The following is a 25,025-nucleotide window of genomic DNA, read 5'->3' as shown; positions in this document are numbered from 1 at the left end:
TGGTTTATTTTGCGATTACTGCTTCCCAAGTAACTGGTTTTGCTTTTAATTTTATTTCAAATTCTTTTGCGTCATTTTCAGAAGAAAAAGCAATAATTCCGCCTCTCATAGGGCTTTGAATAGTTCCTCCGGAAAGGAAAAAAGCAGTTTCAGCAGTAATTAAAACATTGTCTTGGGTATAATCATTCACATAATAAGTTGTCATTTTTGTGTTGGAATTTTCTTTTCCATAATGTACCATACACATGAAATCGTCAAACTTGTAGACTCTTCCTTTTTCAGTAATTACTTCGGCCGCATATTTACCATCGGCGATTGTCATTTTACAGAAATCGCACGTATCAACGTTCAATTTAATGGGAACCACTTCTGTTTTGGCACAGGAAAAAAAAGACAAAGATAAAAAGACAAACAAAGCTGTTGTTGTACTTGATTTTTTGAATCTCTGCAACAGATTAGCCTCTTTAATAACTAGTAAAAACAATAAAAATCCCGATGCGATCAGCATCCATCCTCCACTATCCGGAATAGAATACGCTCCAAAATTCAGAAGTTGTTTGTATCCTATTAATGGCGGCTGATACGACATTCCTGGCACTCTGATTGCTGCATTTGGATCTAGATTATGTCCGTATTCATAGTTCCATCGATAAAAATCGACTGCTGCTAATATTCCAAAAAGAATGAACGAAATAAACAAAGCATAAAGTCCTTTTTTCTTAGCAACTACCGCAACTACCAAAGCACATAATGCAAAAAAACCAATGATATAAGGCAATACGGTAAACTCTATAAAATCTTCTTTGTGCAAGGTTTTCATGCCAATATAATGGTTCAATCCATTAATAATCTCGACATCACCACCTATTTTATTAGCATGTAGTTGCAGTACTAAACCTTCCGGATATTGAGGAGCTGACAATTCAATTCTCCACATTGGAACAAAAACAGATGACACTAATAGTACCATCACCAACAAAAGCATCACTTTTGAAAGCGTTGAAATGTTTGAATTATTCATGATTTTTTTATTAAAAAAGGGAACAAACTAAATAATTTGTTCCCTCTTGAATTTGAAGTGATTCTTATTTAGCCGGTATATTTGTTCCCAAGCTAAATGTGAGAGGAACAGTACTTCCTGCTGGAGAAACTCTTAAATATCCTGACATTTCCTGGTGTAGCGCACTACAAAAATCAGTACAATAGAAAGGAAATATGCCTACTTTTTTTGGTATCCATTTCAAAGTAGCTGTTTCACCCGGCATGATTAACAACTCGGCATTATCAGCACCTTTTATAGCAAATCCATGGGGTACATCCCAATCTTGTTCTAAATTAGTGACATGGAAATACACCTCATCACCCACTTTAACCCCTTCGATATTGTCAGAAGCAAAGTGAGAACGTATGGAAGTCATATACACATGAACTTGGTTTCCTTGTCTTACTACTTTAGCTTCTTTTTCTCCTTTGGCAACATAAGGGTGTTTATTTTCTTCGATTTTATAAAATTTCAACTGACCATTATTCCTGATTAAATCAGCCGGAGCAGATTGTGCATAATGGGGTTCTCCAATAGTTGGATAATCTAATATAAGTTTCATTTTATCTCCGCTAATATCAAACAATTGCGCACTTTGAGCTAGTTCAGGTCCAGTAGGCAAGTATCTGTCTTTGGTAATTTTATTATAAACGACCATGTATTTTCCAAATGGTTTTTTACTGTCGCCACCAGGAATAGAAAGGTGTCCAGGAGAATAATAAGTAGGTGCTCTATCTAAAACTTTCAATGTTTTAATGTCCCATTTCACCACTTCGGAAGAAACAAAGAAAGTAGTATATGCATTTCCTTTTCCATCAAACTCAGTATGTAATGGTCCTAATCCCGGTTTTTTAACCTCACCATATAAAGCTGCTTCGTATTTGATAACCGGAATACCTTCATACTCTCCATCAAATTGTTTTTTTGCAATAGCATTTTTCATTTTGTCAAAACTAAAGACAGGAATTAAAGCCGCTAATTTTCCGCTGCCTATAATGTATTCTCCTGTAGGATCTACATCACATCCATGAGGTGATTTTGGACAAGGAATCATGTAGCAAATGTCTTTTAAGACTTTAGAATCCAAAACTAATACTTCAGTTCTCATTTCAGATTTTGCTGTATGCGTTTTTTCGTCCCAAGTATTGTGTACATATTTAGCTTTTACCTTTTTCCCTTTTCCGGCTTTAATGTACTCTTCGGCTTTTTTCCAATTCACCGCCATAATATAATCTTTATCATTCTGTGAAGCATTCACTTCCAGTAAAGTATTGGCTTGTTCTGTATTGTAACAAGAGAAGAAAAACCAACCGTGAGATTTGCCTTTACCGGCATGACTCAAGTCGAAATTTACTCCCGGCGCTTCAATTTGGAAAGCGATATCCATCTGACCTTCCTTGCCTACTTTTACAAAACTCAAATAGCCTTTGAAATTTTGTTTGTAGGTATTGATAGGCACATCACCGTTTGCATTATCCGTAGGAACGCTGAATCGGGTTCCTGCCACCACATATTCTGTGTTTTCAGTAATAAATGGAGAAGAGTGATTTCCTGCACTATTCGGCAACTCAATTATTTCAACCGTTTTGAACGTTTTCAAATCAACACGGGCAATTCTTGGCGTGTTATTGGCATTGGCAAAAATCCAACGACCATCAACCTCACCTTTGGTTTGAGACAATTCTAAATGGTGCTGATCGTCCCAAGGCACATAACCGTGAGAAGTATTCAACATTGGTTTCGTTTCTTCGCTGTATCCGTAACCAGTTTGAGGATCTTGGGAAAATATTGGAACTACTCTCAATAATCTTGCACTTGGCAAACCATATACACTCATTTGACCACTAAAACCTCCTGAAACGAAATTATAGAATTCGTCATATTTTCCTGGAGCAACATACGCTTTTTGAGCTGCGTCCCCACTTACGGCATCTGCAGTATCTTTTGGTCTGCAAGAACCAAAAAGTGCACTTACCAAGACTATCGCAAGACTGGTTTTTATAAAAATATTGTTCATATTATTTTGAGTTAAATTATTTTACTCCATCATTTTTACGCATATATTCCAATAAGTTTCTTGCGTCAACATCAGTCAATGCTTGATTTGGCATACGAACTAAACAAAGTTCTAGTTGCGCTTGAAGTTTTGGATCTTTATCAATCATTGGATCTGGATTAGTGATGAAATTCATAATCCATTCTGGTTTTTGTCTTTGAGTAACTCCTTTCCATCCTGGGCCAACTAATTTTTCATCAGTCAATTTATGGCAAGAAGAACATTTAACGGATTGGATTTTTTCTCCTTCGGCAGCCATTGCTTCATCTAATTTATCACTTAAATCAACCGATGTGTGTTTTCCAATACCTCTGTTTGGATCATACGTAGCCGCATCGGTTGAGTTAGTAGCAGATTCCTCAGATGGAGCAGCAGTATCTTTTGAAAAGTCATCATTAGTTTTGGTTTTATCACCACATGAAGTTAACATTACGAATGCAACTACAAAAAAAGTTAATTTGTACATAAAATTGTTTTTAGAATTGTTTAACAAATTTGCGATTAGATTAGCGCATTAATTATGACTGGAATCATACTTAATCAAGTATTTTTTATGATTTTTCTACTTCTAATCAGAAAATCAAACGATAAACTTTTGTTAACGATTAAACTTTTAAATGCTATCCTTGTCCTATATGCATAAAACTTAAAACAATACATATGAAAAAATTATTTATCGTTGCATTATTAGTTGTCGGAATGACAAGCTTTGCACAAGAAAGAAAAGCAAGACCAGAGAGAGCCAAAATAGAGCAAATGACTCCTGAGCAAAGAAACCAATTGCATTTAAAAAAATTGACTCAGGAATTAGATTTGAATGCTTCACAGCAAAAAGAAATGAGTAAAATCATCGCGGAACAAAGTGCCAAAAGAGAAGCTAAAATGGCAGAACGAAAAGCAACTAAAGATTCGGATAAAAAACAACTTACTTCTGACGAACTTTTTGCTAAAAAAAGCAAAATGTTAGACGAGCAAATTGTTATGAAAGAAAGAGTGAAAAAAATTCTTACTCCAGAACAATATAAAAAATGGGATGACATGAAATCGAAAAGACATCACGGAATGAAAAAAAGAATGATGCACCATAAAGACAGAAAACCAGCAGAAACGGGTGATAAAAAATAATCCGTTTACTTGAAATACTTCATCTTATTTCATAAAAAAAGCCCCTATTCAGGGGCTTTTTTATTATTAAAATGCTTTCGAAACTTTATCTATGGCTTGAATGGTAAAATCTAAATCCTCATACGTTAATGCATCGGTAATAAACCACGTTTCATAAGCAGAGGGCGCAATATAAATTCCTTCTTGCAATAATCCGTGAAAGAATTTCTTGAACGTTTCGTTATCGCCGTTTGCAGCGGTTTGAAAATCAACAACCGGAGCAGCATCAAAATGAACTGAAATCATCGATCCAATACTGTTGATTGTAAATGTAACGTTATTTGCTTTCAACACTTTATCAATTCCTGCAGCCAAATACGCTGTTTTCTCTTCTAATCTTTGAAAAATAGCACGATCCGTATCTAAAGCTTGCAACATTGCCAATCCAGCCGCCATTGCCAACGGATTTCCAGACAATGTTCCTGCCTGATAAACGGGACCTAACGGAGCTAGGTAATTCATAATTTCTTCACGGGCAGCAAAAGCACCAACAGGCAATCCTCCACCAATTACTTTCCCGAAGCAAACAATATCAGCAGTTATATTGAATAATTCCTGAACACCACCTCTAGCGAGTCTGAAACCAGTCATAACCTCATCAAAAATCAATAGAATTCCATTATCGGTACACAATTGGCGCAAGCCTTCCAAAAAGCCTTTATTTGGCGGAATACAACCCATATTCCCCGCAACAGGTTCTACGATTATAGCTGCAATTTCATTTTTATTGGCTTCAATTAAAGTCGCTACATTTTCTAAGTCATTGTATTTTGCAAGCAAAGTATCTTTGGCCGTTCCAGCTGTAACTCCGGGACTGTTTGGCGAACCAAAAGTAATTGCTCCACTTCCGGCTTGGATTAAAAACGAATCCGAATGACCGTGATAACAACCTGCAAATTTTATTATTTTATCTCTTTTGGTAAATCCGCGAGCCAATCTTACAGCACTCATACAGGCTTCGGTACCTGAATTTACAAATCTAATTTTATCGATATTTGGAACCATGGAAACAGCCAAAGCTGCAATTTGAGTTTCCAATTCTGTTGGCATCCCAAATGAGGTTCCTAACTTAGCTTTCTCAATCACGGCTTGTACTACCGGTTCGTAAGCGTGTCCTAAAATCATCGGTCCCCAAGAATTGATATAGTCAATCAAACGGTTTCCATCTTCATCGTACAAATAAGCACCTTTGGCACTTTTGACAAAAATTGGAGTTCCACCCACCGCTTTAAAAGCTCTTACTGGCGAATTTACACCTCCTGGAATTACTTTTTCTGCTTCAGCAAAAAGCTGACTGCTTCTTTTATACAACATTTATGAATTATGAATTATAGTTATTTTTTCAATTATTTTACCATCAACCTCTGTCCAATAGAAAGTGTATTGTCAGAAAGATTATTTTTTTGTTTTAAATCATCAACCTTTAAATCGAATTTTTTTGAAATGGAATACAGCGTATCCCCTTTTTGAACAACGTATGAAAATAAGTCTTGATTGATTGTATTTCTAGATTCAATCGTTAATTCTTCAACCATTTGTTTTTCATTAGACACATAATTTACATCTAAAACCTGATTGTCATATTGATGCAAATTGTAGCGCTCAATATAAGAAATCAACTTATCCGGATATTTTGGATCTGTAGCATAACCTGCAGCTCTTAGCCCTTTTGCCCAAGCTTTATAATCGCCTTTTGAGAATTCAAACAGCTTGGAATACCTGCTTCTTCCTGTCAAAAATAACGCGTGATCTTTGAAGGATTCTGAAGGATTGTCATATTTCCTAAAGCACTCCTGGTCAGAATCATCGTCATGCTTAACGCTTTCTCCTGTCCATCCTACGTGACATTTTATTCCAAAATGATTATTGGCACTTATTGCTAAATCACCTCTTCCTGCACCTGATTCTAAAATCCCCTGAGCCAAAATAATACTTGCGGGAATCCCATAATTTTTCATGTTTCCCATCGCAATTTCTTTAAATTTAGAAATATACGATACAATAACATCATTAGTAACCACTGTTTTTGAAGTTGAAACAATTACTTCTGTTTCCCGATTACCTTGTTCTTTTTTTACCGGTTTTGCAACTGTTGGTCTTGTAGTGGCAGGATTTGACGCAGCTGGTTTTTTTATCGTGCGTACTACCTCTGGTTTTGGTTTTATGGGAGCTTTCTTTGTTACAATAACAGGTTTTGCGGCATTACAACCTATCAAAGTAATTATGGTAAGAAGCAGTAGGATTTTTTTAAACATTGATATTGATTGTTGGTAATTGTTTGTTTCTTAATTTCATATTCATTCCTTGAATTCCCTGAATTCCACCTGTATGAATTAGTAAAATTTTTGATTCGGCAGGAAAATAGTTTTTTTGAATTAAATCTATAACGCCAAAAACCATCTTTCCCGTATAAATGGGGTCCAAGGGAATCTGATTTTCCATGTAAAACTGATTAATGAATCCGATTAAGGCTTCATTTACTTTCCCGTAACCCCCAAAATGATACTCCGTAATTAAGTCCCAATTTTCATTTTGGACAAAATTACGAATTTCCTCTTTCAAAAAATCACCTTTTAAAGCCGGAAATCCTAAAACTTTTTGGTGCGGTAAAGCACTGTTAATAATTCCAGAAATAGTACCGCCTGTTCCTATTGAGCAACAAATATAATCAAATTCAGCATCTTCCGGAGTTAGAATCTCTTGACACCCTTTGATGGCTAAAGCATTTGTTCCTCCTTCAGGTATTAGATAAAAATCGCCAAATTGCTGTTTTAATTTCTCTAAAAATGAAGCCTCGCTTTTTAAGCGGTACTCTTCTCTAGAAATAAATTCCAATTGCATTCCGCAATTTTGAGCGAATGCCAATGTGGGATTCTCTGCTATTTTACTCCCTAATTCATCCCCACGAATAATTCCTATGGTTTTAAATCCTTTTTCTTTCCCTGCAAAAGCTACTGCTGCGATATGATTTGAAAAAGCGCCTCCAAAAGTAAGTAGCGTTTCAAAATGCTCCGTTTTCGCTTGCAGCAAATTGTATTTCAGCTTTCTGAATTTATTTCCGGAAACAAAAGGGTGAATCAAATCCTCCCGTTTAATGGCTACTGAAATAGAGTTTAGAAACGGAGATGTTACCTGTTGATTCAAGGAAAGTGATTTTGGCACAAAGGTAAAATTATATCTAATAAAAATGCAACCCTTACAGATTGCATTTTTTTCATTTATGTTGACTCTTATCTTCTGATAATTATTTTTTGACCAACTTCAATTTTATCTTTATTTGCTATTTTAACGATATAAATTCCATCACTAAGTCCCGAAGTAGAAAAGGTATAAGACGAATTCGATCCTAAATCTTTTTTATTAAAAATTAATTTTCCGGCTACATCATACAAATTGCAAGTAGCAAGATCCAGTAATAATGGATTACTAATGGTTAAGTTCTTAGTTGTGTTATTTTGATAAACCACAAAACTTTGGCGAGCTGTTTCGTCAACTCCTAAAGCAACATTGTTTTTAAAAGTAATTTCAAATTGTGTATTGTTTACTCCTGCCGGCAATGTCAAATCATAGAAATCGTTTTTGATGTCGTGGTATAAATCGGTTGTTTTATCGTGTAAATAAACGGCATTGGTTCCAGTAAAATTCAACATTCCCTTTACTGTAATCTTAAAATTAGCTTGATTTGTATTTTTAAAACCAATTGGAATCTTTTTATCCATATCAAAATTCACTGCATTGATAAGATATTCATCGTTATCTATCACAAAATAAACATCTGCCGGACAATCATCACTGGAAGATATTGCATCCATCGCACGATCAACTCCATCAGTAGCACCTGGAACAAATGCCAGAACAATTTGACGAACTCCTTGATTGTTCAATAAGGTATTAAATCGGATTTGAGGTGTTGGTAAAACACTTACGGTTTTGTAATCAAACCCGGATACTGATGGAATATCAGCCATGTAAGTCGAAGTAGTCTTTGTTTTATTTGAATTTATATTTCTTTCAAATTCAGAAAAATTTAATGCGCCTTCTTTAACAAAAACCCTATAGCTATTTTTCATCTCTACAGTTCCGTTAACCAATCCATCAATCATGAAACCTTGTCCAATAGGAGAAAAACGTCTTTCATAATCTCCTCCTACACCAGAAGCCGATCCTTCATTCCCAGAACCATCATAGGAATAAAAAGTAGCTGGCACGTATATCCCTGTACTCCCAAGAGTACCTGGAGAAAAAGCGCCATATCCGCCTTTATAATCCGCAATAAAATGGGAATCAACTGTTTTATCCTGTTCCCAGAAATAAGCAATTCCGGTACAATGCGTTTGTTCAATTAAAAAAGCAGACAAATCTATTGCCGATGGATAAGGATTTCCTGTCAATGTAAATTGCTCAAATGCTACTGGAACAGAAATAGTCCCATCATTTGGTTTGCCTCTAAAATCGTAGCGCTGTACACCTCCAGGATTGTTTTGAACTCCATTTATTGTTGTTAAATTAGTCCCTGAACTCCCTTTCATAGTAAATCCTTCTCCTGCATTAATATTGGAAGTTGATCCAACCTGAATCCAATCTGAATAGTTTGATGAAGCAGTTAACTTAAAAATCCAATAGGGTGCAATTGCAAATGGACTTGCAGTTCCATCGTAATTATTCATTGCCAAAGGAGTTGAGTTGGTACTATTTGTCACATCTACAATATCTTTTAGCTGCGTGATTCCAAAAGCAGAATTTCCTGCAATTGCATTACTGCCCCCAACTGGAGAACACCAATAATCAAATTGATAATTGTTTGTTGTTCCTTCCTGAAAAACGGACAAGCTTCCAAGACCTTTATTAGCACTTCCTGATGTAGCACCTTGAACCAACTGAGCATCCGTCCTTAAATAGAAATTACTGCTGGCAGCATTTAACTCCAGTTGCTGTTTCACAAAAACCACTTGGTTATTTGCAAAAACATAACTATTAGGACTTACATACATCTGGGCATTTACATTGTTCTGCAAAAATAATCCAGTAACAATCAATAGTGTTCGTTTAAGTAATTTTGAGTCCATAAGCCAGCATTTAAATTAATTTGTATGAAATAAATTATATTTTTTATAAAGACATTATACCTGAAATAATGCCACTTTAATATTAAAAAATGAAATCTTCTTTAGCCTTAAAAGGTCTAAAAACACATTCCTAAATCAAGTATTTCAGCTAATAAAAGCTGTTTTGAGTTATTTTTATTTAAAGTTACAAAAAAAATAGAATAGGAATCAGTATAAATACCGATAAAAAGTATAAATAATCGATTAAATACATCTTTTTTAATTTTAAATATATAATTTCTTACAATTTAAAATTTAAAAAATAAGAATTAACCATTTAACGATTTCTTATAAAAAAATATTTAAAACCCTGTAAGTTAATACTGTAGAATTGTTTTAACTCAACAAACAAAAAGCGATAAAATACAATCGAATGTAACCAAATGATTCTCGAAAGACTATTCCTTTTTTATGTCTAAATATTTTAAGAATCGAAAAGAAGGTCTGTTTTTTAGGTATTCAAAATTTGATTCATTCGCATAAGCTTCTCTTTCGAAACTTATATTTCTATAAGCAAGATTTGCATTTTTATACTGAATCAATCGAAAACAATACTCTAAGAGATACCAAATAAAAAAGGGAAGTATTAATAATTCTGCCTGCTGACGAAGATGAATTTTCTCGTGATTTACAAAAACGCTATTTCTTTTATCCATTTCATATTTTACAAATACAAAAGGAAATACAGCCAATCCACGATATCCTTTAGGAATTAAATATTTAGCAACAATCAGAAACATTCGCTATAAAATTTATAAATTTGTAATGATAAAATGGTTCTATTTAATGAAAATCTCAATCGTTTGAGTTGATTTTAATGAATTAGTAATCCAAATAAATTTTACAATAGAATAATCCCAAATATGATTGACGAAAGTAATGAAAATAAATTGATAGAGGGGGAAGATTTCTATTACACACCCGAAGGCTATAAATGTTTTACTGAAAAATACCATTTAAAACGTGGTTATTGCTGTAAAAGTGGTTGTCGTCATTGTCCGTATGGTTTTGATAAAAAAACAGGAACCAACAAAAAGTAAACTCATTTAAGAATTCAAAATAAGAAAACGTCAGTTTCAAAAACCACAAATAAAAATGGATATTTGTTTACAGAAATATAGAATCAAAATTCACAAATCCTACCATAGGTCGGATATTCGTTATCCTTAGTTGTTTCATTTTTTATAAGAAGTCTGAACTTCTAAAACGAATCAACAAAAAAAGTAACGAATCAAAATCTAAAAATGACTTTTCAAGAGCAAATACAACAAGGAATTCCATCGGTTTTACCAAAACCAAAACCATACGAAATAGACATCAATCACGCACCAAAGCGCAAAGAAATCCTTTCGACAGAAGAAAAAAAACTGGCGTTACGCAATGCCTTGCGTTATTTTGAACCGCAACATCACGCTGAATTAATCAAAGAATTCTCAGAAGAACTGGAAAGCTACGGGCGTATTTATATGTACCGTTTGCGCCCCGATTATGAAATGCGTGCGCGTCCAATTAATGAATATCCAGGAAAATGTGAGCAGGCCAAAGCAATTATGCTGATGATTCAAAACAATTTGGATTATGCCGTGGCACAACATCCACATGAGTTAATTACGTATGGTGGAAATGGAGCCGTTTTTCAAAACTGGGCACAATATCTTTTGACGATGCAATACTTATCGGAAATGACCGAGGAACAAACTCTGACCATGTATTCCGGCCACCCAATGGGATTGTTTCCTTCCCATAAAGAAGCTCCGCGAGTTGTCGTAACTAACGGAATGGTAATTCCTAATTATTCTAAACCGGACGATTGGGAAAAAATGAATGCATTAGGTGTTTCTCAATACGGGCAAATGACAGCCGGAAGTTACATGTACATAGGTCCTCAGGGAATTGTACACGGAACAACAATCACCGTTTTGAACGGTTTTCGTAAAATAAAACGCAGTCCAAAAGGTGGTTTATTCGTCACTTCCGGATTAGGCGGAATGTCTGGCGCACAACCAAAGGCCGGAAATATTGCCGGTTGCATCACTGTCTGTGCCGAAGTAAACCCAAAAATAACGCACATTCGCCACAGTCAAGGATGGATAAATGAAGTGATAGAAAACGTGGAAGAACTCGTGAAAAGAATCACTTTGGCGCAAGCCAATAAAGAAGTCGTTTCCATCGGATATCTTGGAAATGTAGTAGACGTTTGGGAAAAATTTGATAAAGAAAACATCCATATCGATTTAGGTTCCGATCAGACCTCGCTACATAATCCTTGGGCGGGTGGTTATTATCCAGCTGACATATCCTTTGAAGAAGCAAATGAAATGATGGCTGATAATCCCGATTTATTTAAAACAAAAGTGCAGGAAACATTACGCCGTCACACTACTGCTATCAATAAACACACGGCAAAAGGAACGTATTTCTTTGATTATGGAAATGCTTTTTTATTAGAAGCTTCACGTGCCGGTGCTGATGTTATGGCAGAGAATCATATCGATTTCAGGTATCCGAGTTACGTACAGGATATCATGGGACCTATGTGTTTTGATTATGGTTTTGGCCCTTTTCGATGGGTTTGTGCTTCGGGAAAACCAGAAGATTTAGCCCAAACAGATTTAATCGCTTGTCAGGTTTTGGAAGAAATGGCAAAAACAGCTCCCGAAGAAATTCAGCAACAAATGCAGGACAATATTCATTGGATAAAAGGCGCACAAGAAAATAAATTAGTCGTAGGTTCCCAAGCCAGAATCCTTTATGCTGATGCTGAAGGTCGTGTTAAAATTGCCGAAGCTTTTAATCAGGCGATTGCAAAAGGCGAAATAGGAACTGTCGTTTTAGGCAGGGATCACCATGATGTTTCCGGTACAGATTCTCCATACAGAGAAACTTCAAATATTTATGACGGCTCAAGATTTACAGCTGATATGGCGATACAAAATGTCATTGGAGACAGCTTTCGAGGTGCTACTTGGGTATCCATTCACAATGGCGGTGGCGTAGGCTGGGGCGAGGTAATAAACGGTGGATTTGGTATGGTTCTTGATGGATCTAAAGAAGCTTCAAGACGTTTAGAATCAATGCTTTTCTGGGATGTAAACAATGGAATTTCCAGAAGAAGCTGGGCTAGAAATGACGGAGCATTATTTGCAATAAAAAGAGCGATGGAGACGCAACCTTTATTGAAAGTGACCATCCCTAATATAGTAGCCGACAATTTGTTGGATTTTTAAAAATTTGAACGTAACTTTAGTAAACATATAGTAATCAAATAACTAACCCATGAAAGCAATTAAACTCCTTCCAGTACTCCTACTTTTTATAGCTGCCTCTTGCAGTTCCGTAAGAGTGTATTCCGATTATGATAATAATGTAGATTTTAGCCAATATAAAACGTATGCTTTCCATAAGAAAGGCATCGATCGAGTTGAAATTTCAGAATTGGATAAAAAAAGAATCCTTAATGCCATAGACCGAGAATTAAGCAAAAAAGGGATGACCAAAAGTGAAAATCCAGATTTGCTGATTAATATTCTTACCAAAGAAAGAGAACGAATAGACGTAAACCAATACAATGCCGGTTGGGGCTATGGATGGGGTTACGGATGGAATCCTTATTTATGGGGAGGTCGAAGTACCTATGTTTCCTCTTCAACTGAAGGAACATTGTATATTGATTTAATTGATGCCAAGAAAAAAGAATTGGTTTGGCAAGGTGAAGGTGTTGGGTATCTGACTGAAAATCGCACTGAAAAAGAAAAACAAATCAATGAATTTGTCGCAAAAATTTTAGAGCAATTTCCACCGAAAGCAAAATAGTTTACCATTACATTTCAACATAAAAGCCTACCTTTGCGTAGGCTTTTTTTATACCCAATCATGGCACAATTTAACGACATTACCACATTCGAAGATATCAAATTACTGGTTGATACTTTTTATTCTAAAGTTCAAAAAGACGAATTTATTGGTCCCATATTCAACGAGAAAATAGGCAACCGCTGGCCAGAACATCTGGAAAAAATGTATCGCTTTTGGCAAACTATTTTGCTTGAAGTCCATTCTTATTCCGGAAGTCCATTTCCGCCGCACAAACAGTTACCGGTTGCCAAAGAACATTTTGACCGCTGGATGGAAATTTTTACGGAAACTACGGATAGTTTATTTGCAGGTCCATTAGCCGAAGAAGCGAAACTACGTGCTAAAAATATGGCTGAAATGTTCAATTACAAAATTGACTATTTCCGTAATCTTGAGAAAAATCAAACGAACAATTCGTAGTTTTTAAAATTATTTTCTAATCCAAAATCAGTTCCTTTTTGGCAATAATAATACATTCTTACATGCGCAATTTATTATTTCTTGTTGTTTTACCTGCTTTTCTTTTTTCTTGTTCCAATTTAAAACAAACGCCTGAAAACAGAACAACACCAAACTTAAAACTAATCAGTTCGATTGAAATTCCATTTGATGAAACGTTTCAAAATACAAAAGTGGGCGGATTATCCGGAATAGATTATGATGCAAAAAACGATTTGTATTACTTGATATGTGATGATCGATCCGTTTTTAATGATTCCAGATTTTATACCGCAAAGATTAATTTGTCCGAAGACAAAATAAAAAGTTTTGCTTTTCAAAACGTAACTTATTTGAAAGATGAAACTGGAAATAGTTATGGTAATTGGAATAACAGTCCAACTACTTCATCAGATCCAGAAGACATCCGATTCAATCCAAAAACGAACACTTTAGTTTGGAGCAGCGAAGGCGCACGAGTGATAACTGCAGATAAAGAGGTTTTACAAAATCCTTCCCTGAACTTCATGAATTTAAAAGGCGATTTTCTTGGAAATGTTACACTTCTTGAAAATTTAAAAATGCAGAAAGAAGAAAAAGGTCCACGAAATAATGGCACTTTAGAAGGGATAACTTTTGATAAAAAGTATAGAAATATCTATACCAACATTGAAGAACCTTTATTTGAAGACGGTGACCAAGCCAATACCAGCAAAGGAGGTTTGATTCGGTTGTATCAATTTGATGCCAAAACAAAAAAGAACACAGCTCAGTACGGTTATCAACTGGAACCTATTGCGCTTGAACCAAATCCGAAAGGAGCTTTTGCTGTAAATGGTATTTCGGCAATTCAGTATTATGGTAAAAACCAATTGCTAGTTGTGGAACGCTCCTACTCGACCGGAACACAAGCCTGCACGGTAAAAGTATTTTTGTGTGATTTGAAAAAGGCAACTAACGTTACAAATCACCCTTCCTTGCAAAACCAAAAATTGGAATTAGCTTCTAAAAAACTGATACTAAACATGGATGATTTGGGAATTTTTATTGATAATATTGAAGGGCTTACTTTTGGACCAAAATTATCAAATGGTAATCCATCTCTCATTTTTGTTTCGGATAATAATTTTTCTGATAAACAAAAAACGCAGATTTTGGTGTTTGAGTTTATTAAGTAATAAATCAAAAAAAAGCTATTATTTACAAAACTCCCCTAGCCCCGATTGCAATGAAAAGCTTTTTGCGAAAGCCGTTTTGGTCTTTCTTGTTGCTGCAGAGCGACCAAAGGAAGCTCCTGCGGGAACGGTAGAAAAACAAACGGGTTTGCAAAAACTTGCAATGAAAAGCGGGAAATAGCTCCTGAAATTCGTACTTTTGCAGTAGAACTACAACGTTTTCGATATGAACTCAACTATAGAAAGCAATCCGTTATTAGACCGATTGCCAAAGCACCTAAAACAATTCATTAAACCTCAGGATTATAGCGATTACACGCCCATAAATCAAGCGGTTTGGCGTTATGTGATGCGCAAAAATGTAGATTACTTATCAAAAGTAGCCCACAGTTCCTACTTGGAAGGTTTGAAAAAAACAGGAATCGAAATTGACAACATTCCGAGTATGTATGGAATGAACCGCATTTTGACCGAAATAGGTTGGGCAGCAGTTGCCGTGGATGGATTTATTCCGCCTAATGCTTTTATGGAGTTTCAGGCGTATAATGTGCTTGTAATTGCTTCTGACATTCGCCAACTCGAACATATAGAATACACGCCCGCGCCGGATATTATTCACGAAGGAGCCGGTCATGCGCCCATTATTGCCAATCCGGAATATGCGGAATACCTGCGTCGTTTTGGGGAAATAGGCTGTAAAGCGATTTCTTCGCATAAAGATTACCAAATGTATGAAGCTATCAGACTGCTTTCAATCTTGAAAGAAGCTGAAGATACACCGCAAGCCGATATTGATGCTGCCGAAAAAGCAGTGGAAGATTTGCAGAATAATATGGGCGAATTATCGGAAATGGCGCAAATCAGAAACCTGCATTGGTGGACTGTGGAATACGGTTTGATTGGAACTATTGACAATCCAAAAATTTATGGTGCCGGACTGCTTTCGTCTATTGGTGAAAGTGCGTGGTGCATGACGGACAATGTGAAGAAAATACCTTACGATATATCTGCAGCGAACCAGAGTTTTGATATTACAAAACTGCAACCGCAACTTTACGTTACTCCAGATTTTGCTTATTTAAGCTTGGTTTTGGAAGAGTTTGCCAATAAAATGGCGTTGCGTACCGGAGGATTATCCGGAATTAATAAACTGATTCATTCCAATGCTTTAGGAACAATTGAATTGAGTACCGGAGTTCAGATTTCGGGCATTTTCACCAATGTTATTGAAGAAGAAGGAAAACCCGTTTATATCCAAACAACCGGAAAAACAGCATTATCATACCGTGAAAAAGAGTTAGTAGGTCATGGAACTGGCAAACATGCCGAAGGTTTTGGAAGTCCAATTGGAAAACTTAAAGGAATAAATCTCGCAATTGAAGACATGAGTCCAAGAGATTTAAGCGCTTATTCCATCACTGAAAGTAAAACTGTAACTTTAGATTTTGAAGGTGATATCACCGTAAAAGGGGAAATTATTACCGGATCGAGAAACCTGCACGGAGAGATTATTTTAATCAGTTTAAAGAATTGTATCGTGACACACGGAGAAACTATTTTGTTCCAGCCGGAATGGGGAATTTATGATATGGCTGTAGGTAAAAAAGTGATTTCAGCATTTTCAGGTCCTGCTGATGTGAATAGTTTTGATTTGATTTCGCATGTTCCAACAAGCAAAACCATCAAAGCGAAACATACGGCGGAACGCGATGATTTAGAGGTTTTATACCAAACGATTCGAAACATAAGAGAAACAAAGGATACAGAAACTTCTTTAGCTCCAATTTTTGATAAATTACACACCAATCATCCAAACGACTGGTTGTTAGCTGTTGAAATCGCAGAGCTTTTGAAGGACCGAAACGAACCGCAATTACTACAGGAAATAATGGTTTATCTTGATCAATTGAAAGTAAAAAGACCCGAAGTAGCCCATTTGATTGCTGGTGGTTTGGACTTGATTTTCGATAAAGAGAAAGCTTAAAAAAGGAACCGCAGATTCGCAAATTATTAAATGGGTTAATCTGCGGTTCTTTTTTTAATTATAATTTTATTTTTTGCCCAAAATCTTTCTCGCTTTCGATAACCTTTCCTTCGTATTGCAATTTCCACCCCATGGTATTGGTCAGAATCAATATTTTAGATAATTCGCTTATCAAGCGATTTTGAGCATTTGTTTTCAACGATGATTTTTCTATTTTCTTCGCCAGATTCGCTTTTACCGATTTGTTGATTTTATTGTAATCATCTCCCGTAAACGGATTCAATTTACTTTGTTCTACATCATAAAACTGAATATCAGGACTTATTTTTATTTCCTCTTTTGGAATACTTACAATTGTGATGGTTTTATTCTTTTCATCGATATCGTATTTCATTTTGTGCAAATCATACGCTACAGTCACATCGGCATTGACGACAACCAAGGCTTTTTTCTCGAAAGAAAGCATGTCCAACAAATATTTTTGCTGATTTTTATAGGTGATAACTTCCGAAAAATGACCTTCAGTAACTACCAATTTTCCAACGTTTAGAATTTGTTGCTGAATGAGATTCGTGTTGTACGTGATGTCTTCATCATCGTTTTTCTTAAAATCACAGAATTTGAACAATAAAAATATTCCAACAATAACTCCTATTCCAATAAGTATTCTTCTAAGCATAATTAAAATTTCATGAATGAATATTGATTCTCCAATTTAGTGATTTTTTCTCTGACTTTGGTCTCGAACTTTAAATGACTTTCAGAATCTGGATTAAAAGGCTTGTGTGAAAGACTTTTTTGAATATTTTCTACTTCATCCATCACAGCAAAAGCAGTTTCAGAAATAGTAGTTTCCTTGAAACGTTTCCAGATATAATCGATTGCCACTTGATTGGGATGCAACATATCTTCGGCATAAAAACGGTAATCCCGAAGTTCATCCATCATGATTTCGTAGCTGGGAAAATATTCAGTACTCAGTTTACAGTGCTCAGTATTCAGAACATCGTGAATTGCAGAAATTAAGTTGGCTTTACTCCATTGATTTTCTACAAAACCGTCTTTAATGTGGCGCACCGGCGAAACCGTAAAAATAATAGTGCAATTTGGATTTACAGCATGAATTAATTCTAGTGTATTTGCTATACTATCTTTTATTTCCTCAACAGAAAGTAATTCTTTCTTGAACTGTTTTTGAGGTACTTTATGGCAATTCGCCACAATAGAATCGCTTTCTATATTACGATAAACCCAAGAGGTTCCATACGTGATGACAAAATGCGTTGATTCGGTTATTTGTTGATTTGTTGATTTGATTATTGTGTTTAATGATGCTACTAATTCCTCTTTATTTGAATTACTCAAATCTGAATGTACATCAAAACAATGCCACCGTTCATTGTGAAAAAAAATATCGTTTTCTGTAAATTGCTTTCCTGAAACTGCAAAATCAATTAACTTTTCAATCGCTAGCGGATGAAACAAAATCCCAACTGGATTACAGCTGTTTTTAAATTTGAAATAGTCCAATTTCTCCGCCATATTTACCGCAAAACAAGAGCCTAAAGACATAATAGTAGCATTATAATCTATTGGATAATCACTTTTAGGAATGGGAATTTGGGTTCTGAATTGCATTGCTATTTTATTTGCTACAAATTTGAATAATTTTAGCGAATTAAATGAGGTTTAGTTCTTTTTTCATTGGTATAAAAAACCCTTTCAGAGTTTTAAACTTTGAAAGGGTTTATCAATCCTATAAACTCAAAAATTTATTCATAAAAATATTGAAAAGTTACATCGTGAATATTGTTTCCATTATAGATATAATACTCTTTCATCTCACTTGGATATCCATTAGCATTATACGTATATTGATTAAATTTAGGGAAAGAGCCCGAAATATTAGATTTCAAAACATTATTAAACTTATGTAAATGATATTGTAAAGCTGAGACATTATAAAGAGGTGGAATCTCTTGAAACATAATCTTATTTAAACCTAAAACACCCTTTTTAGGATTCGATTTCGTATCGTATTCAAAACTGCCAAAAAGAAAACTAGCATCCAAAGACTCTGATTTAATAAGATTTTTGTTTACATCAAAAGAAAACTTACCCTCCCATACAAGTGTTTCCATATTATCTCTTGAATCACTGGAATACATTTTACAATTAACTGTATTAGTATTTATTTTAGCATATACTACTCTCAATATACCTTTAAACGTGTCAAAATATTGTTCTCTGGTAGAAGAAATTAAATCTTCGTTACTATCGTACAAAAAATCTGTTTTCAGAACAAGTTTATCCTGATTAGCAATAATATTTTTTACTTTTATACTAGTGATTAAATTACCCGTATAAGTATATTCAGTCTTATAATTATACAAAAAGCCTATGTTCCCAACTACCGAAAGATCTTTTTTTGCTATAACTTCACTGACAATTTTGTTCCCGTTGTAAACAAAATCAGTCGTGCTCATTTCTTTTCCATCCTTATCTAATTCAATAATTTTTTTGACGAGTATTGATGATGGCGTTACAGGTGTATCACTTTCACTACTACTATCACTTGAACATGATGACACTAGCATCAAAACACTTAAGATTAAAGTTATTTTTTTCATATTATAATTTTTAATAAAATTAAACTATAAAAAATAATTTAACACTATTAATTGTATAAAAAAACTCAAATATCTTTTTAATTCGATATTTGAGTTTTGATTTATGTCTGGAAGTATCAGTGAGTATTTCTTACACTAGTAGAAGTATTGTGTTTTCAGATATCCTCTATTTCCATTAGCAAAAAGTGCTGTTTCCGAAACCTGTTCTGTTGGATAATTCTCAGAATCATATTTAAAGGAACTTTTGTAAAAATTAGCTAACGATAATACTTGATCTCCATTTGTAGTAGTTGCAATTACTGTATTTATTAAACTGTTATTAGAGGATATGGTCTCCATATAGTCTAATAATTTCTTATATCCTAAGATATTAAACAACGGATTATTTTTAGCATCATAGTCAAAAGTTATACTCTCACTTGAAGTTATTCCTACTGGCGTAGTATCTAAAACTCTTTCCTCTTTAATCAAATTTTCATTTTCAAAATACAATATTCCGTGAAATTCTTTTACCTCCTGATTTCCTGAACCAATCGTGAATTTTTGATAAGAAACGGTCTTATCTGAATTATGACTGTATTTTATTCTGAAATTACCTAAAGATTCAACTTCAACCAATTTTCCTTCAAGATAACTGTATTCAATAGTCTCACTTTGTTGATTTGTTTTATTTAGCACTACAGTTTTCGTTATTAAACCATCGGTATACGTAAAATCAGTACGCTTCTGAGCACCATCAATACGAACTATTTCAGTTCCATTATAAGCAAACAACATTGTTTCTGAAGTTCCTTGCGCTGAAGTCTCAACAACTTTTTTTAGCAATTTTACACTATCGTCATTATCATTTGAACACGAACAAAGTGTCATTACAAAAATTGATAATACCAAAAATATGTTTTTTGTCTTTTTCATTATATTAAATAAATCGTATTCGCCTTTATCTAAGGTTTTAGCGCTACATCATTCAAACCTAGAAAAATAAAATAAAAGCTACAATATTCATCGCTACAATCCCTATATTTCGGTTAAACTACTATTTTCAAATCTAATTGTAACGTCACGCAAATACTATAAAATAAGGTATTAAACAAAAAACAAACCCTTTTAGAACATCTGTCCTAAAAGGGTTTCTATTATAAATTATAAATTTGGTTCTACTTTACAAACTCAATTGCTTTTTCTAAAGCTTGCTGAATTCCTGCGACATTCTTCCCTCCTGCTGTTGCAAAAAACGGTTGTCCACCACCGCCACCTTGGATAAATTTACCCAATTCACGAACAACTTGTCCAGCATTTAGGTTTTTCTCCGCGACTAATTCTTTAGAAACATAACAAGTTAACATTGGTTTTTCTTCATCGGCTGTAGCTAAAACCAAAAATACATTATTCCCTAAATTCCCCAATTCATAAGCCAAATCTTTTGCTCCTTCTGGATTCAAATCGACCTGTTTAGCTAAGAATTGAACACCGTTTATTTCCTGTATTTCAGCAATTAAACTCGCTTTCAAATTTTTAACTTTATCTTTTACCAAAGCCTCGATTTGTTTGGACAATTTTGCATTTTCTTCTTGCATCGAATGAACGGCTTTCAAAATATCCTGAGGATTTTTCAAGGCTGTTTTTACTTCATTCAATGTGCTTTCATACGATGCGAAATGTGCTTTTACCGCATCACTTGTAATGGCTTCAATACGACGAATTCCCGCAGCAACCGCTCCTTCAGAAACGATTTTGAAATGCCAGATTTCAGCTGTGTTTTTCACGTGGATTCCTCCGCATAATTCCATGCTTTCGCCAAATTTAATCGCACGAACCTCATCACCATATTTCTCTCCAAAAAGCGCCATCGCTCCTTCTTGAACCGCTTGTGCAAAAGGAATATTTCGTCTTTCAATAAGAGGTAATTGCTCTTGAATTCTTGCATTTACAAAATCTTCCACTTGTTGCAATTCAGCTTCAGTCATTTTAGCAAAATGCGAAAAGTCAAAACGCAAATAGTTTGGATTTACTAAAGATCCTTTTTGTTCTACGTGCGTTCCAAGAATACTTCTCAAGGCTTGGTGCATCAAGTGAGTAGCCGAGTGATTTCTGGAAGACAAACTTCTCAAATCCTGATTTACTTTAGCCACAAAACCAGCATTTACATTTTCCGGTAATTTTTTTGCAAAATGCAAAATCAGATTATTTTCCTTTTTAGTGTCGATGATTTCTATGGTTTCATTTGCCGAAACCAACGTTCCTTTATCACCCACTTGACCTCCACCTTCTGGATAGAATGGCGTATTATCTAAAACAATTTGGTATAAAACACCATCTTTTTTACTGTCAACTTTACGGATACGAGTGATTTTCACGTCACTTTCTGATTGATCATACCCTACAAATGTTTCTACATTTCCAGGAATCAACACTGACCAGTCTTCGGTAGAAACTTCTGATGCTGCACGGGAACGATTTTTTTGTTCTTGCATAGCAGCATTAAAACCAGCTTCGTCCAGTTCGAATCCTTTTTCTCTAAGAATCAATGCAGTTAAGTCAATTGGAAATCCGAAAGTATCGTATAATTCAAATGCTTTTGTTCCAGAAACAGTTGAACCTTTAGTTTCGGCAACTACATTTTCTAATAATTGTAATCCTTGGTCTAATGTTCTCAAGAAAGAAGCTTCTTCTTCACGAATCACATTGGTAACCAATTGTTGTTGCGATTTGATTTCCGGGAAAAATTCCCCCATTTGATTCGCCAAAACAGCAACCAATTGATTGATGAAAGGTTCTTTGGTGTTCAAGAACGTAAATCCGTAACGAATTGCACGACGTAAAATTCTACGAATTACGTAACCAGCTCCTGTGTTTGAGGGCAATTGTCCGTCGGCAATAGCAAAAGCTACCGCGCGAACGTGATCAACTACTACACGAATAGCAATATTGGTTTTGTTTTGCTCTTCGCTGATATTTAAAACTTCGTTTGAAGTGTATTTTAATCCTGTAATTTGCTCTACCTTTTCAATAAGTGGCGTAAAAACATCGGTATCATAATTCGAAGTTTTTCCTTGCAATGCCATACACAAACGCTCAAATCCCATTCCGGTATCAACGTGTTTTGCAGGCAGTTTTTCTAAAGAACCATCGGCTTTACGGTTGAACTCCATAAATACATTGTTCCAGATTTCCACAACTTGCGGATGGTCATTGTTTACCAAATTTTTTCCTGAAACTAAAGCTTTTTCTTCTGCAGAACGAATGTCAACGTGAATTTCTGAACATGGACCACACGGACCTTGATCTCCCATTTCCCAGAAGTTGTCTTTCTTGTTTCCAAGAATGATTCGGTCTTCATCGATCAATTCCTTCCAAATGTCCCAAGCTTCCTGATCGAACGGTACGTTTTCATCCGGATTTCCTTCGAAAACGGAAACATATAAGTTTTCTTTTGGAATTTTATACACTTCTGTCAAAAGTTGCCAAGCCCAGTTGATGGCTTCTTTTTTGAAATAATCACCAAAAGACCAGTTCCCCAACATTTCAAACATGGTGTGGTGATACGTATCAAAACCTACATCTTCTAAGTCATTATGTTTTCCTGAAACACGAAGACATTTTTGCGTATCGGCAATTCTGGTGCTTTTTGGAGTTCCGTTCCCCAGAAAATATTCTTTGAACTGCGCCATTCCTGAGTTGTTGAACATCAGTGTTGGATCATCCTTTAGAACTATGGGTGCCGATGGAACGATTAAGTGTCCATTTGATGCAAAAAAATCCAGAAATTGTTTACGTACGTCTTGTGATTTCATTTTTATTGTTTGTTCGGTTATTTGTTAATTTGGTTAATCGGCTGTGTCGCATAAACGAATGACCAAATAATCAAATCAACATTTTTTGCCCCAGATAGCAGTGAAAAGCTTCGAGATTTATAGATTTATTTTTTCTTGAGATGGCAGAGCGACTCCCGAAGTCTCGGGATAAGCTCCTGCTGGCTCATTAGAAAAAAAGATTTATAAACGAGAACTTGTAACGAATAGCTGGAATAGGCACATTATTTTATTTATTATTGAAAAAAGGGTGTAACAAATGAAACATTTATTAAATTTGTTCGTCTAACCTTTTACAGTGTGCAAAAATAGGGTATTTTAAAATATGTCGAAAGTAAAATATTATTACGATTCCGAAAATCTAGCCTATAGAAAAATAAAAACACGAAAAAGAAGAAAACTTGGTGTTATTATTCTGTTTTTATTGGCATCGGCATTGTTTGGTTTTTTGAGTTTCATTGTTTTATTGAACACTCCTTATTTTGAAACGCCGAAAGACCGTTTGCAAGCGCGTGAAATTGAAAATTTGAGATTGAATTATGCGCTGCTGAACAAAAAAATGGATCAGGTAAATGGCGTTATTGAAGCTATTGAAAATCGAGATAATAATTTATATCGTGTGTATTTCAACAAATCAGCGATTCCGGATTCTATTCGAAAAGCGGGATTACCGGGAATAAGCAGGTATAAAACACTAGAAGGTTATGACAATTCCCAGTTGGTAATCAATACCACAAAAAGAATTGATGTCCTTAGCAAGGAATTAGCGATTCAGTCGAAATCATTGGATGCGATTTTGAAATTGGCAGAAGCCAAAAGTGATTTTTTGTCAGCTATTCCTGCCATTCAGCCAGTACGAAATGAAAATTTAAAGCAAATGGCATCTGGTTTTGGATACCGAACGGATCCTTTTACAAAAGCAAGGAAGATGCATGAAGGCATGGATTTTACAGCTAAAACAGGCTCTCCAATTTATGCCACAGGCGACGGAGTTGTAGCAAAAGCGGACAATACTGCCTCAGGATATGGAAATCATATTGTTATTCGGCATGGATTTGGATACGAAACTTTATACGCGCATCTGAGCAAATATAAAGCGAGAGCAGGACAACGTGTAAAACGAGGCGACATTATAGGTTATGTAGGAAGCACGGGAAGATCCGAAGGACCGCACTTGCATTATGAGGTTCACAAGGATAAAAAAGTGGTGAATCCGCTTAATTTTTATTACGGAAATATTTCGGCTGTAGAATATGTTGTGATTGCACAATTAGCAAATCAAGAGAATCAATCATTAGATTAATGCTCCTGAAAAGTAATCAGGTGTAGGAGAAAAAAGTCTACAGGTTGCAGAATTAAAAGTCAAATAAAAGAAACATGCATATTGAGCTTTCTAAAGATAAAAGATATTACAGCATTGGCGAAGTAGCCAAAGCATTTGACGTGAATGCATCGCTGATTCGTTTTTGGGACAATGAATTTGATATTCTGAAACCAAAAAAGAATGCGAAAGGCAATCGAATGTTTACTCCGGAGGATATCACTAATTTACAACTGATCTATCATTTGGTTAAAGAAAGAGGTTTTACGCTGGAAGGTGCCAAAACCCATTTGAAAGAAGGACAGAAAAAAACGTTGGATAAATTTGATATTATTCGAAAATTAGAAACGATACGCACACAATTAACAAATATAAAAAACGAATTGTAGTCATTATAAGACTACTTATCGATTGAAATTTTTAAACAATTAAACAATAAACTT

The 25,025-nt window shown here is 35.0% G+C and carries 22 protein-coding genes; 9 read left to right on the top strand and 13 right to left on the bottom strand.

Translation table 11 applies throughout. The features are described from left to right. Positions 1-4: 4 nt before the first annotated feature. From CLV00_RS07370 to CLV00_RS07360, 3 genes are all read right to left on the bottom strand, one after another. Complete coding sequence (locus CLV00_RS07370; RefSeq protein ID WP_233206869.1) at positions 5-1,021, bottom strand: nitrous oxide reductase accessory protein NosL; 1,017 nt, start codon at positions 1,019-1,021, stop codon at positions 5-7. 64 nt (positions 1,022-1,085) lie between these two features. Further along, positions 1,086-3,059: a Sec-dependent nitrous-oxide reductase gene (nosZ, locus tag CLV00_RS07365; protein WP_099714511.1), complete on the bottom strand. Its 1,974-nt coding sequence runs from the start codon at positions 3,057-3,059 to the stop codon at positions 1,086-1,088. 16 nt (positions 3,060-3,075) lie between these two features. After that, on the bottom strand, positions 3,076-3,564 hold the full coding sequence (locus tag CLV00_RS07360; RefSeq protein ID WP_099714510.1) for a c-type cytochrome: 489 nt from the start codon (positions 3,562-3,564) through the stop codon (positions 3,076-3,078). Between the two features lie 194 nt (positions 3,565-3,758). On the opposite strand from CLV00_RS07360, the gene CLV00_RS07355 reads away from it, so the two are divergent. Then, positions 3,759-4,223 (top strand): hypothetical protein, encoded by a 465-nt coding sequence (locus tag CLV00_RS07355; RefSeq protein ID WP_099714509.1) that lies wholly within the window; start codon positions 3,759-3,761, stop codon positions 4,221-4,223. A 66-nt stretch (positions 4,224-4,289) separates the two neighbouring features. Here CLV00_RS07355 and hemL read toward each other — a convergent pair whose 3' ends face one another. The 5 genes from hemL to CLV00_RS07330 form a co-directional block, all read right to left on the bottom strand. Continuing rightward, on the bottom strand, positions 4,290-5,576 hold the full coding sequence (hemL, locus tag CLV00_RS07350; RefSeq protein ID WP_099714508.1) for a glutamate-1-semialdehyde 2,1-aminomutase: 1,287 nt from the start codon (positions 5,574-5,576) through the stop codon (positions 4,290-4,292). 32 nt (positions 5,577-5,608) lie between these two features. Continuing rightward, positions 5,609-6,517, bottom strand: coding sequence for a glucosaminidase domain-containing protein (locus CLV00_RS07345; protein ID WP_099714507.1), 909 nt, complete (start codon positions 6,515-6,517; stop codon positions 5,609-5,611). Next, positions 6,510-7,406 carry a 1-aminocyclopropane-1-carboxylate deaminase/D-cysteine desulfhydrase gene (locus tag CLV00_RS07340; protein ID WP_099714506.1) on the bottom strand — a complete coding sequence of 299 codons (897 nt, stop codon included), beginning with the start codon at positions 7,404-7,406 and terminating at the stop codon, positions 6,510-6,512. Before CLV00_RS07340 ends, CLV00_RS07345 begins: the two co-directional genes overlap by 8 nt. An 86-nt stretch (positions 7,407-7,492) precedes the next feature. Next, entirely contained in the window at positions 7,493-9,328 is a 1,836-nt protein-coding gene (locus CLV00_RS07335) for a T9SS type A sorting domain-containing protein (protein WP_099714505.1), read from the bottom strand. Between the two features lie 437 nt (positions 9,329-9,765). After that, positions 9,766-10,107 (bottom strand): hypothetical protein, encoded by a 342-nt coding sequence (locus tag CLV00_RS07330; protein WP_099714504.1) that lies wholly within the window; start codon positions 10,105-10,107, stop codon positions 9,766-9,768. A gap of 123 nt (positions 10,108-10,230) precedes the next feature. Here CLV00_RS07330 and CLV00_RS16395 point away from each other — a divergent pair, with 123 nt between their 5' ends. The 6 genes from CLV00_RS16395 (at position 10,231) to CLV00_RS07300 (ending at position 16,819) form a co-directional block, all read left to right on the top strand. Beyond that, positions 10,231-10,407: a DUF5522 domain-containing protein gene (locus tag CLV00_RS16395; protein ID WP_158234588.1), complete on the top strand. Its 177-nt coding sequence runs from the start codon at positions 10,231-10,233 to the stop codon at positions 10,405-10,407. 204 nt (positions 10,408-10,611) lie between these two features. Then, positions 10,612-12,594: a urocanate hydratase gene (locus CLV00_RS07325; RefSeq protein ID WP_099714503.1), complete on the top strand. Its 1,983-nt coding sequence runs from the start codon at positions 10,612-10,614 to the stop codon at positions 12,592-12,594. 49 nt (positions 12,595-12,643) lie between these two features. Continuing rightward, positions 12,644-13,180: a DUF4136 domain-containing protein gene (locus tag CLV00_RS07320; protein ID WP_099714502.1), complete on the top strand. Its 537-nt coding sequence runs from the start codon at positions 12,644-12,646 to the stop codon at positions 13,178-13,180. A gap of 60 nt (positions 13,181-13,240) precedes the next feature. Further along, positions 13,241-13,642, top strand: a complete 402-nt coding sequence (locus tag CLV00_RS07315) for a group III truncated hemoglobin (protein WP_099714501.1) — start codon at positions 13,241-13,243, stop codon at positions 13,640-13,642. 38 nt (positions 13,643-13,680) lie between these two features. Beyond that, a complete protein-coding gene (locus tag CLV00_RS07310; protein WP_233206868.1) occupies positions 13,681-14,838 on the top strand; it encodes an esterase-like activity of phytase family protein in 1,158 nt (385 codons plus the stop codon). A gap of 223 nt (positions 14,839-15,061) precedes the next feature. Further along, positions 15,062-16,819, top strand: a complete 1,758-nt coding sequence (locus tag CLV00_RS07300) for an aromatic amino acid hydroxylase (RefSeq protein WP_099714498.1) — start codon at positions 15,062-15,064, stop codon at positions 16,817-16,819. Positions 16,820-16,877: 58 nt separating this feature from the next. Here the strand turns inward: CLV00_RS07300 and CLV00_RS07295 are convergent, their stop codons facing one another. From CLV00_RS07295 to alaS, 5 genes are all read right to left on the bottom strand, one after another. Further along, on the bottom strand, positions 16,878-17,498 hold the full coding sequence (locus tag CLV00_RS07295; RefSeq protein ID WP_099714497.1) for a DUF4230 domain-containing protein: 621 nt from the start codon (positions 17,496-17,498) through the stop codon (positions 16,878-16,880). A 2-nt stretch (positions 17,499-17,500) separates the two neighbouring features. After that, positions 17,501-18,457 carry a GSCFA domain-containing protein gene (locus CLV00_RS07290; protein WP_099714496.1) on the bottom strand — a complete coding sequence of 319 codons (957 nt, stop codon included), beginning with the start codon at positions 18,455-18,457 and terminating at the stop codon, positions 17,501-17,503. A gap of 134 nt (positions 18,458-18,591) precedes the next feature. Beyond that, entirely contained in the window at positions 18,592-19,449 is an 858-nt protein-coding gene (locus CLV00_RS07285) for a hypothetical protein (protein WP_099714495.1), read from the bottom strand. A gap of 135 nt (positions 19,450-19,584) precedes the next feature. Next, entirely contained in the window at positions 19,585-20,364 is a 780-nt protein-coding gene (locus CLV00_RS07280; RefSeq protein WP_099714494.1) for a hypothetical protein, read from the bottom strand. Between the two features lie 242 nt (positions 20,365-20,606). Beyond that, positions 20,607-23,243 (bottom strand): alanine--tRNA ligase, encoded by a 2,637-nt coding sequence (alaS, locus tag CLV00_RS07275; protein WP_099714493.1) that lies wholly within the window; start codon positions 23,241-23,243, stop codon positions 20,607-20,609. Positions 23,244-23,586: 343 nt separating this feature from the next. On the opposite strand from alaS, the gene CLV00_RS07270 reads away from it, so the two are divergent. Beyond that, on the top strand, positions 23,587-24,564 hold the full coding sequence (locus tag CLV00_RS07270) for a M23 family metallopeptidase (RefSeq protein WP_099714492.1): 978 nt from the start codon (positions 23,587-23,589) through the stop codon (positions 24,562-24,564). 74 nt (positions 24,565-24,638) lie between these two features. Continuing rightward, positions 24,639-24,971, top strand: a complete 333-nt coding sequence (locus tag CLV00_RS07265) for a MerR family transcriptional regulator (RefSeq protein WP_099714491.1) — start codon at positions 24,639-24,641, stop codon at positions 24,969-24,971. Positions 24,972-25,025: the final 54 nt, after the last annotated feature.

Origin of the sequence: Flavobacterium sp. 11, assembly GCF_002754315.1 — a bacterium.
Taxonomy (GTDB): domain Bacteria; phylum Bacteroidota; class Bacteroidia; order Flavobacteriales; family Flavobacteriaceae; genus Flavobacterium; species Flavobacterium algoritolerans.
Note: the sequence above shows the minus strand (reverse complement) of the source record. Positions and strands in the feature narration are given on the sequence as shown.

Bases quoted from the DNA above. Each gene is read 5' to 3' on its own strand.
- CLV00_RS07355 (WP_099714509.1), top strand. From the start codon at position 3,759: ATGAAAAAATTATTTATCGTTGCATTATTAGTTGTCGGAATGACAAGC.
- CLV00_RS07325 (WP_099714503.1), top strand. From the start codon at position 10,612: ATGACTTTTCAAGAGCAAATACAACAAGGAATTCCATCGGTTTTACCA.
- nosZ (WP_099714511.1), bottom strand. From the start codon at position 3,059: ATGAACAATATTTTTATAAAAACCAGTCTTGCGATAGTCTTGGTAAGT.
- CLV00_RS07295 (WP_099714497.1), bottom strand. From the start codon at position 17,498: ATGCTTAGAAGAATACTTATTGGAATAGGAGTTATTGTTGGAATATTT.
- CLV00_RS07265 (WP_099714491.1), top strand. From the start codon at position 24,639: ATGCATATTGAGCTTTCTAAAGATAAAAGATATTACAGCATTGGCGAA.
- CLV00_RS07300 (WP_099714498.1), top strand. From the start codon at position 15,062: ATGAACTCAACTATAGAAAGCAATCCGTTATTAGACCGATTGCCAAAG.
- CLV00_RS07290 (WP_099714496.1), bottom strand. From the start codon at position 18,457: ATGCAATTCAGAACCCAAATTCCCATTCCTAAAAGTGATTATCCAATA.
- CLV00_RS16395 (WP_158234588.1), top strand. From the start codon at position 10,231: ATGATTGACGAAAGTAATGAAAATAAATTGATAGAGGGGGAAGATTTC.
- CLV00_RS07320 (WP_099714502.1), top strand. From the start codon at position 12,644: ATGAAAGCAATTAAACTCCTTCCAGTACTCCTACTTTTTATAGCTGCC.
- CLV00_RS07270 (WP_099714492.1), top strand. From the start codon at position 23,587: ATGTCGAAAGTAAAATATTATTACGATTCCGAAAATCTAGCCTATAGA.
- CLV00_RS07370 (WP_233206869.1), bottom strand. From the start codon at position 1,021: ATGAATAATTCAAACATTTCAACGCTTTCAAAAGTGATGCTTTTGTTG.
- CLV00_RS07345 (WP_099714507.1), bottom strand. From the start codon at position 6,517: ATGTTTAAAAAAATCCTACTGCTTCTTACCATAATTACTTTGATAGGT.
- CLV00_RS07285 (WP_099714495.1), bottom strand. From the start codon at position 19,449: ATGAAAAAAATAACTTTAATCTTAAGTGTTTTGATGCTAGTGTCATCA.
- CLV00_RS07330 (WP_099714504.1), bottom strand. From the start codon at position 10,107: ATGTTTCTGATTGTTGCTAAATATTTAATTCCTAAAGGATATCGTGGA.
- hemL (WP_099714508.1), bottom strand. From the start codon at position 5,576: ATGTTGTATAAAAGAAGCAGTCAGCTTTTTGCTGAAGCAGAAAAAGTA.
- CLV00_RS07315 (WP_099714501.1), top strand. From the start codon at position 13,241: ATGGCACAATTTAACGACATTACCACATTCGAAGATATCAAATTACTG.
- CLV00_RS07360 (WP_099714510.1), bottom strand. From the start codon at position 3,564: ATGTACAAATTAACTTTTTTTGTAGTTGCATTCGTAATGTTAACTTCA.
- CLV00_RS07335 (WP_099714505.1), bottom strand. From the start codon at position 9,328: ATGGACTCAAAATTACTTAAACGAACACTATTGATTGTTACTGGATTA.
- alaS (WP_099714493.1), bottom strand. From the start codon at position 23,243: ATGAAATCACAAGACGTACGTAAACAATTTCTGGATTTTTTTGCATCA.
- CLV00_RS07280 (WP_099714494.1), bottom strand. From the start codon at position 20,364: ATGAAAAAGACAAAAAACATATTTTTGGTATTATCAATTTTTGTAATG.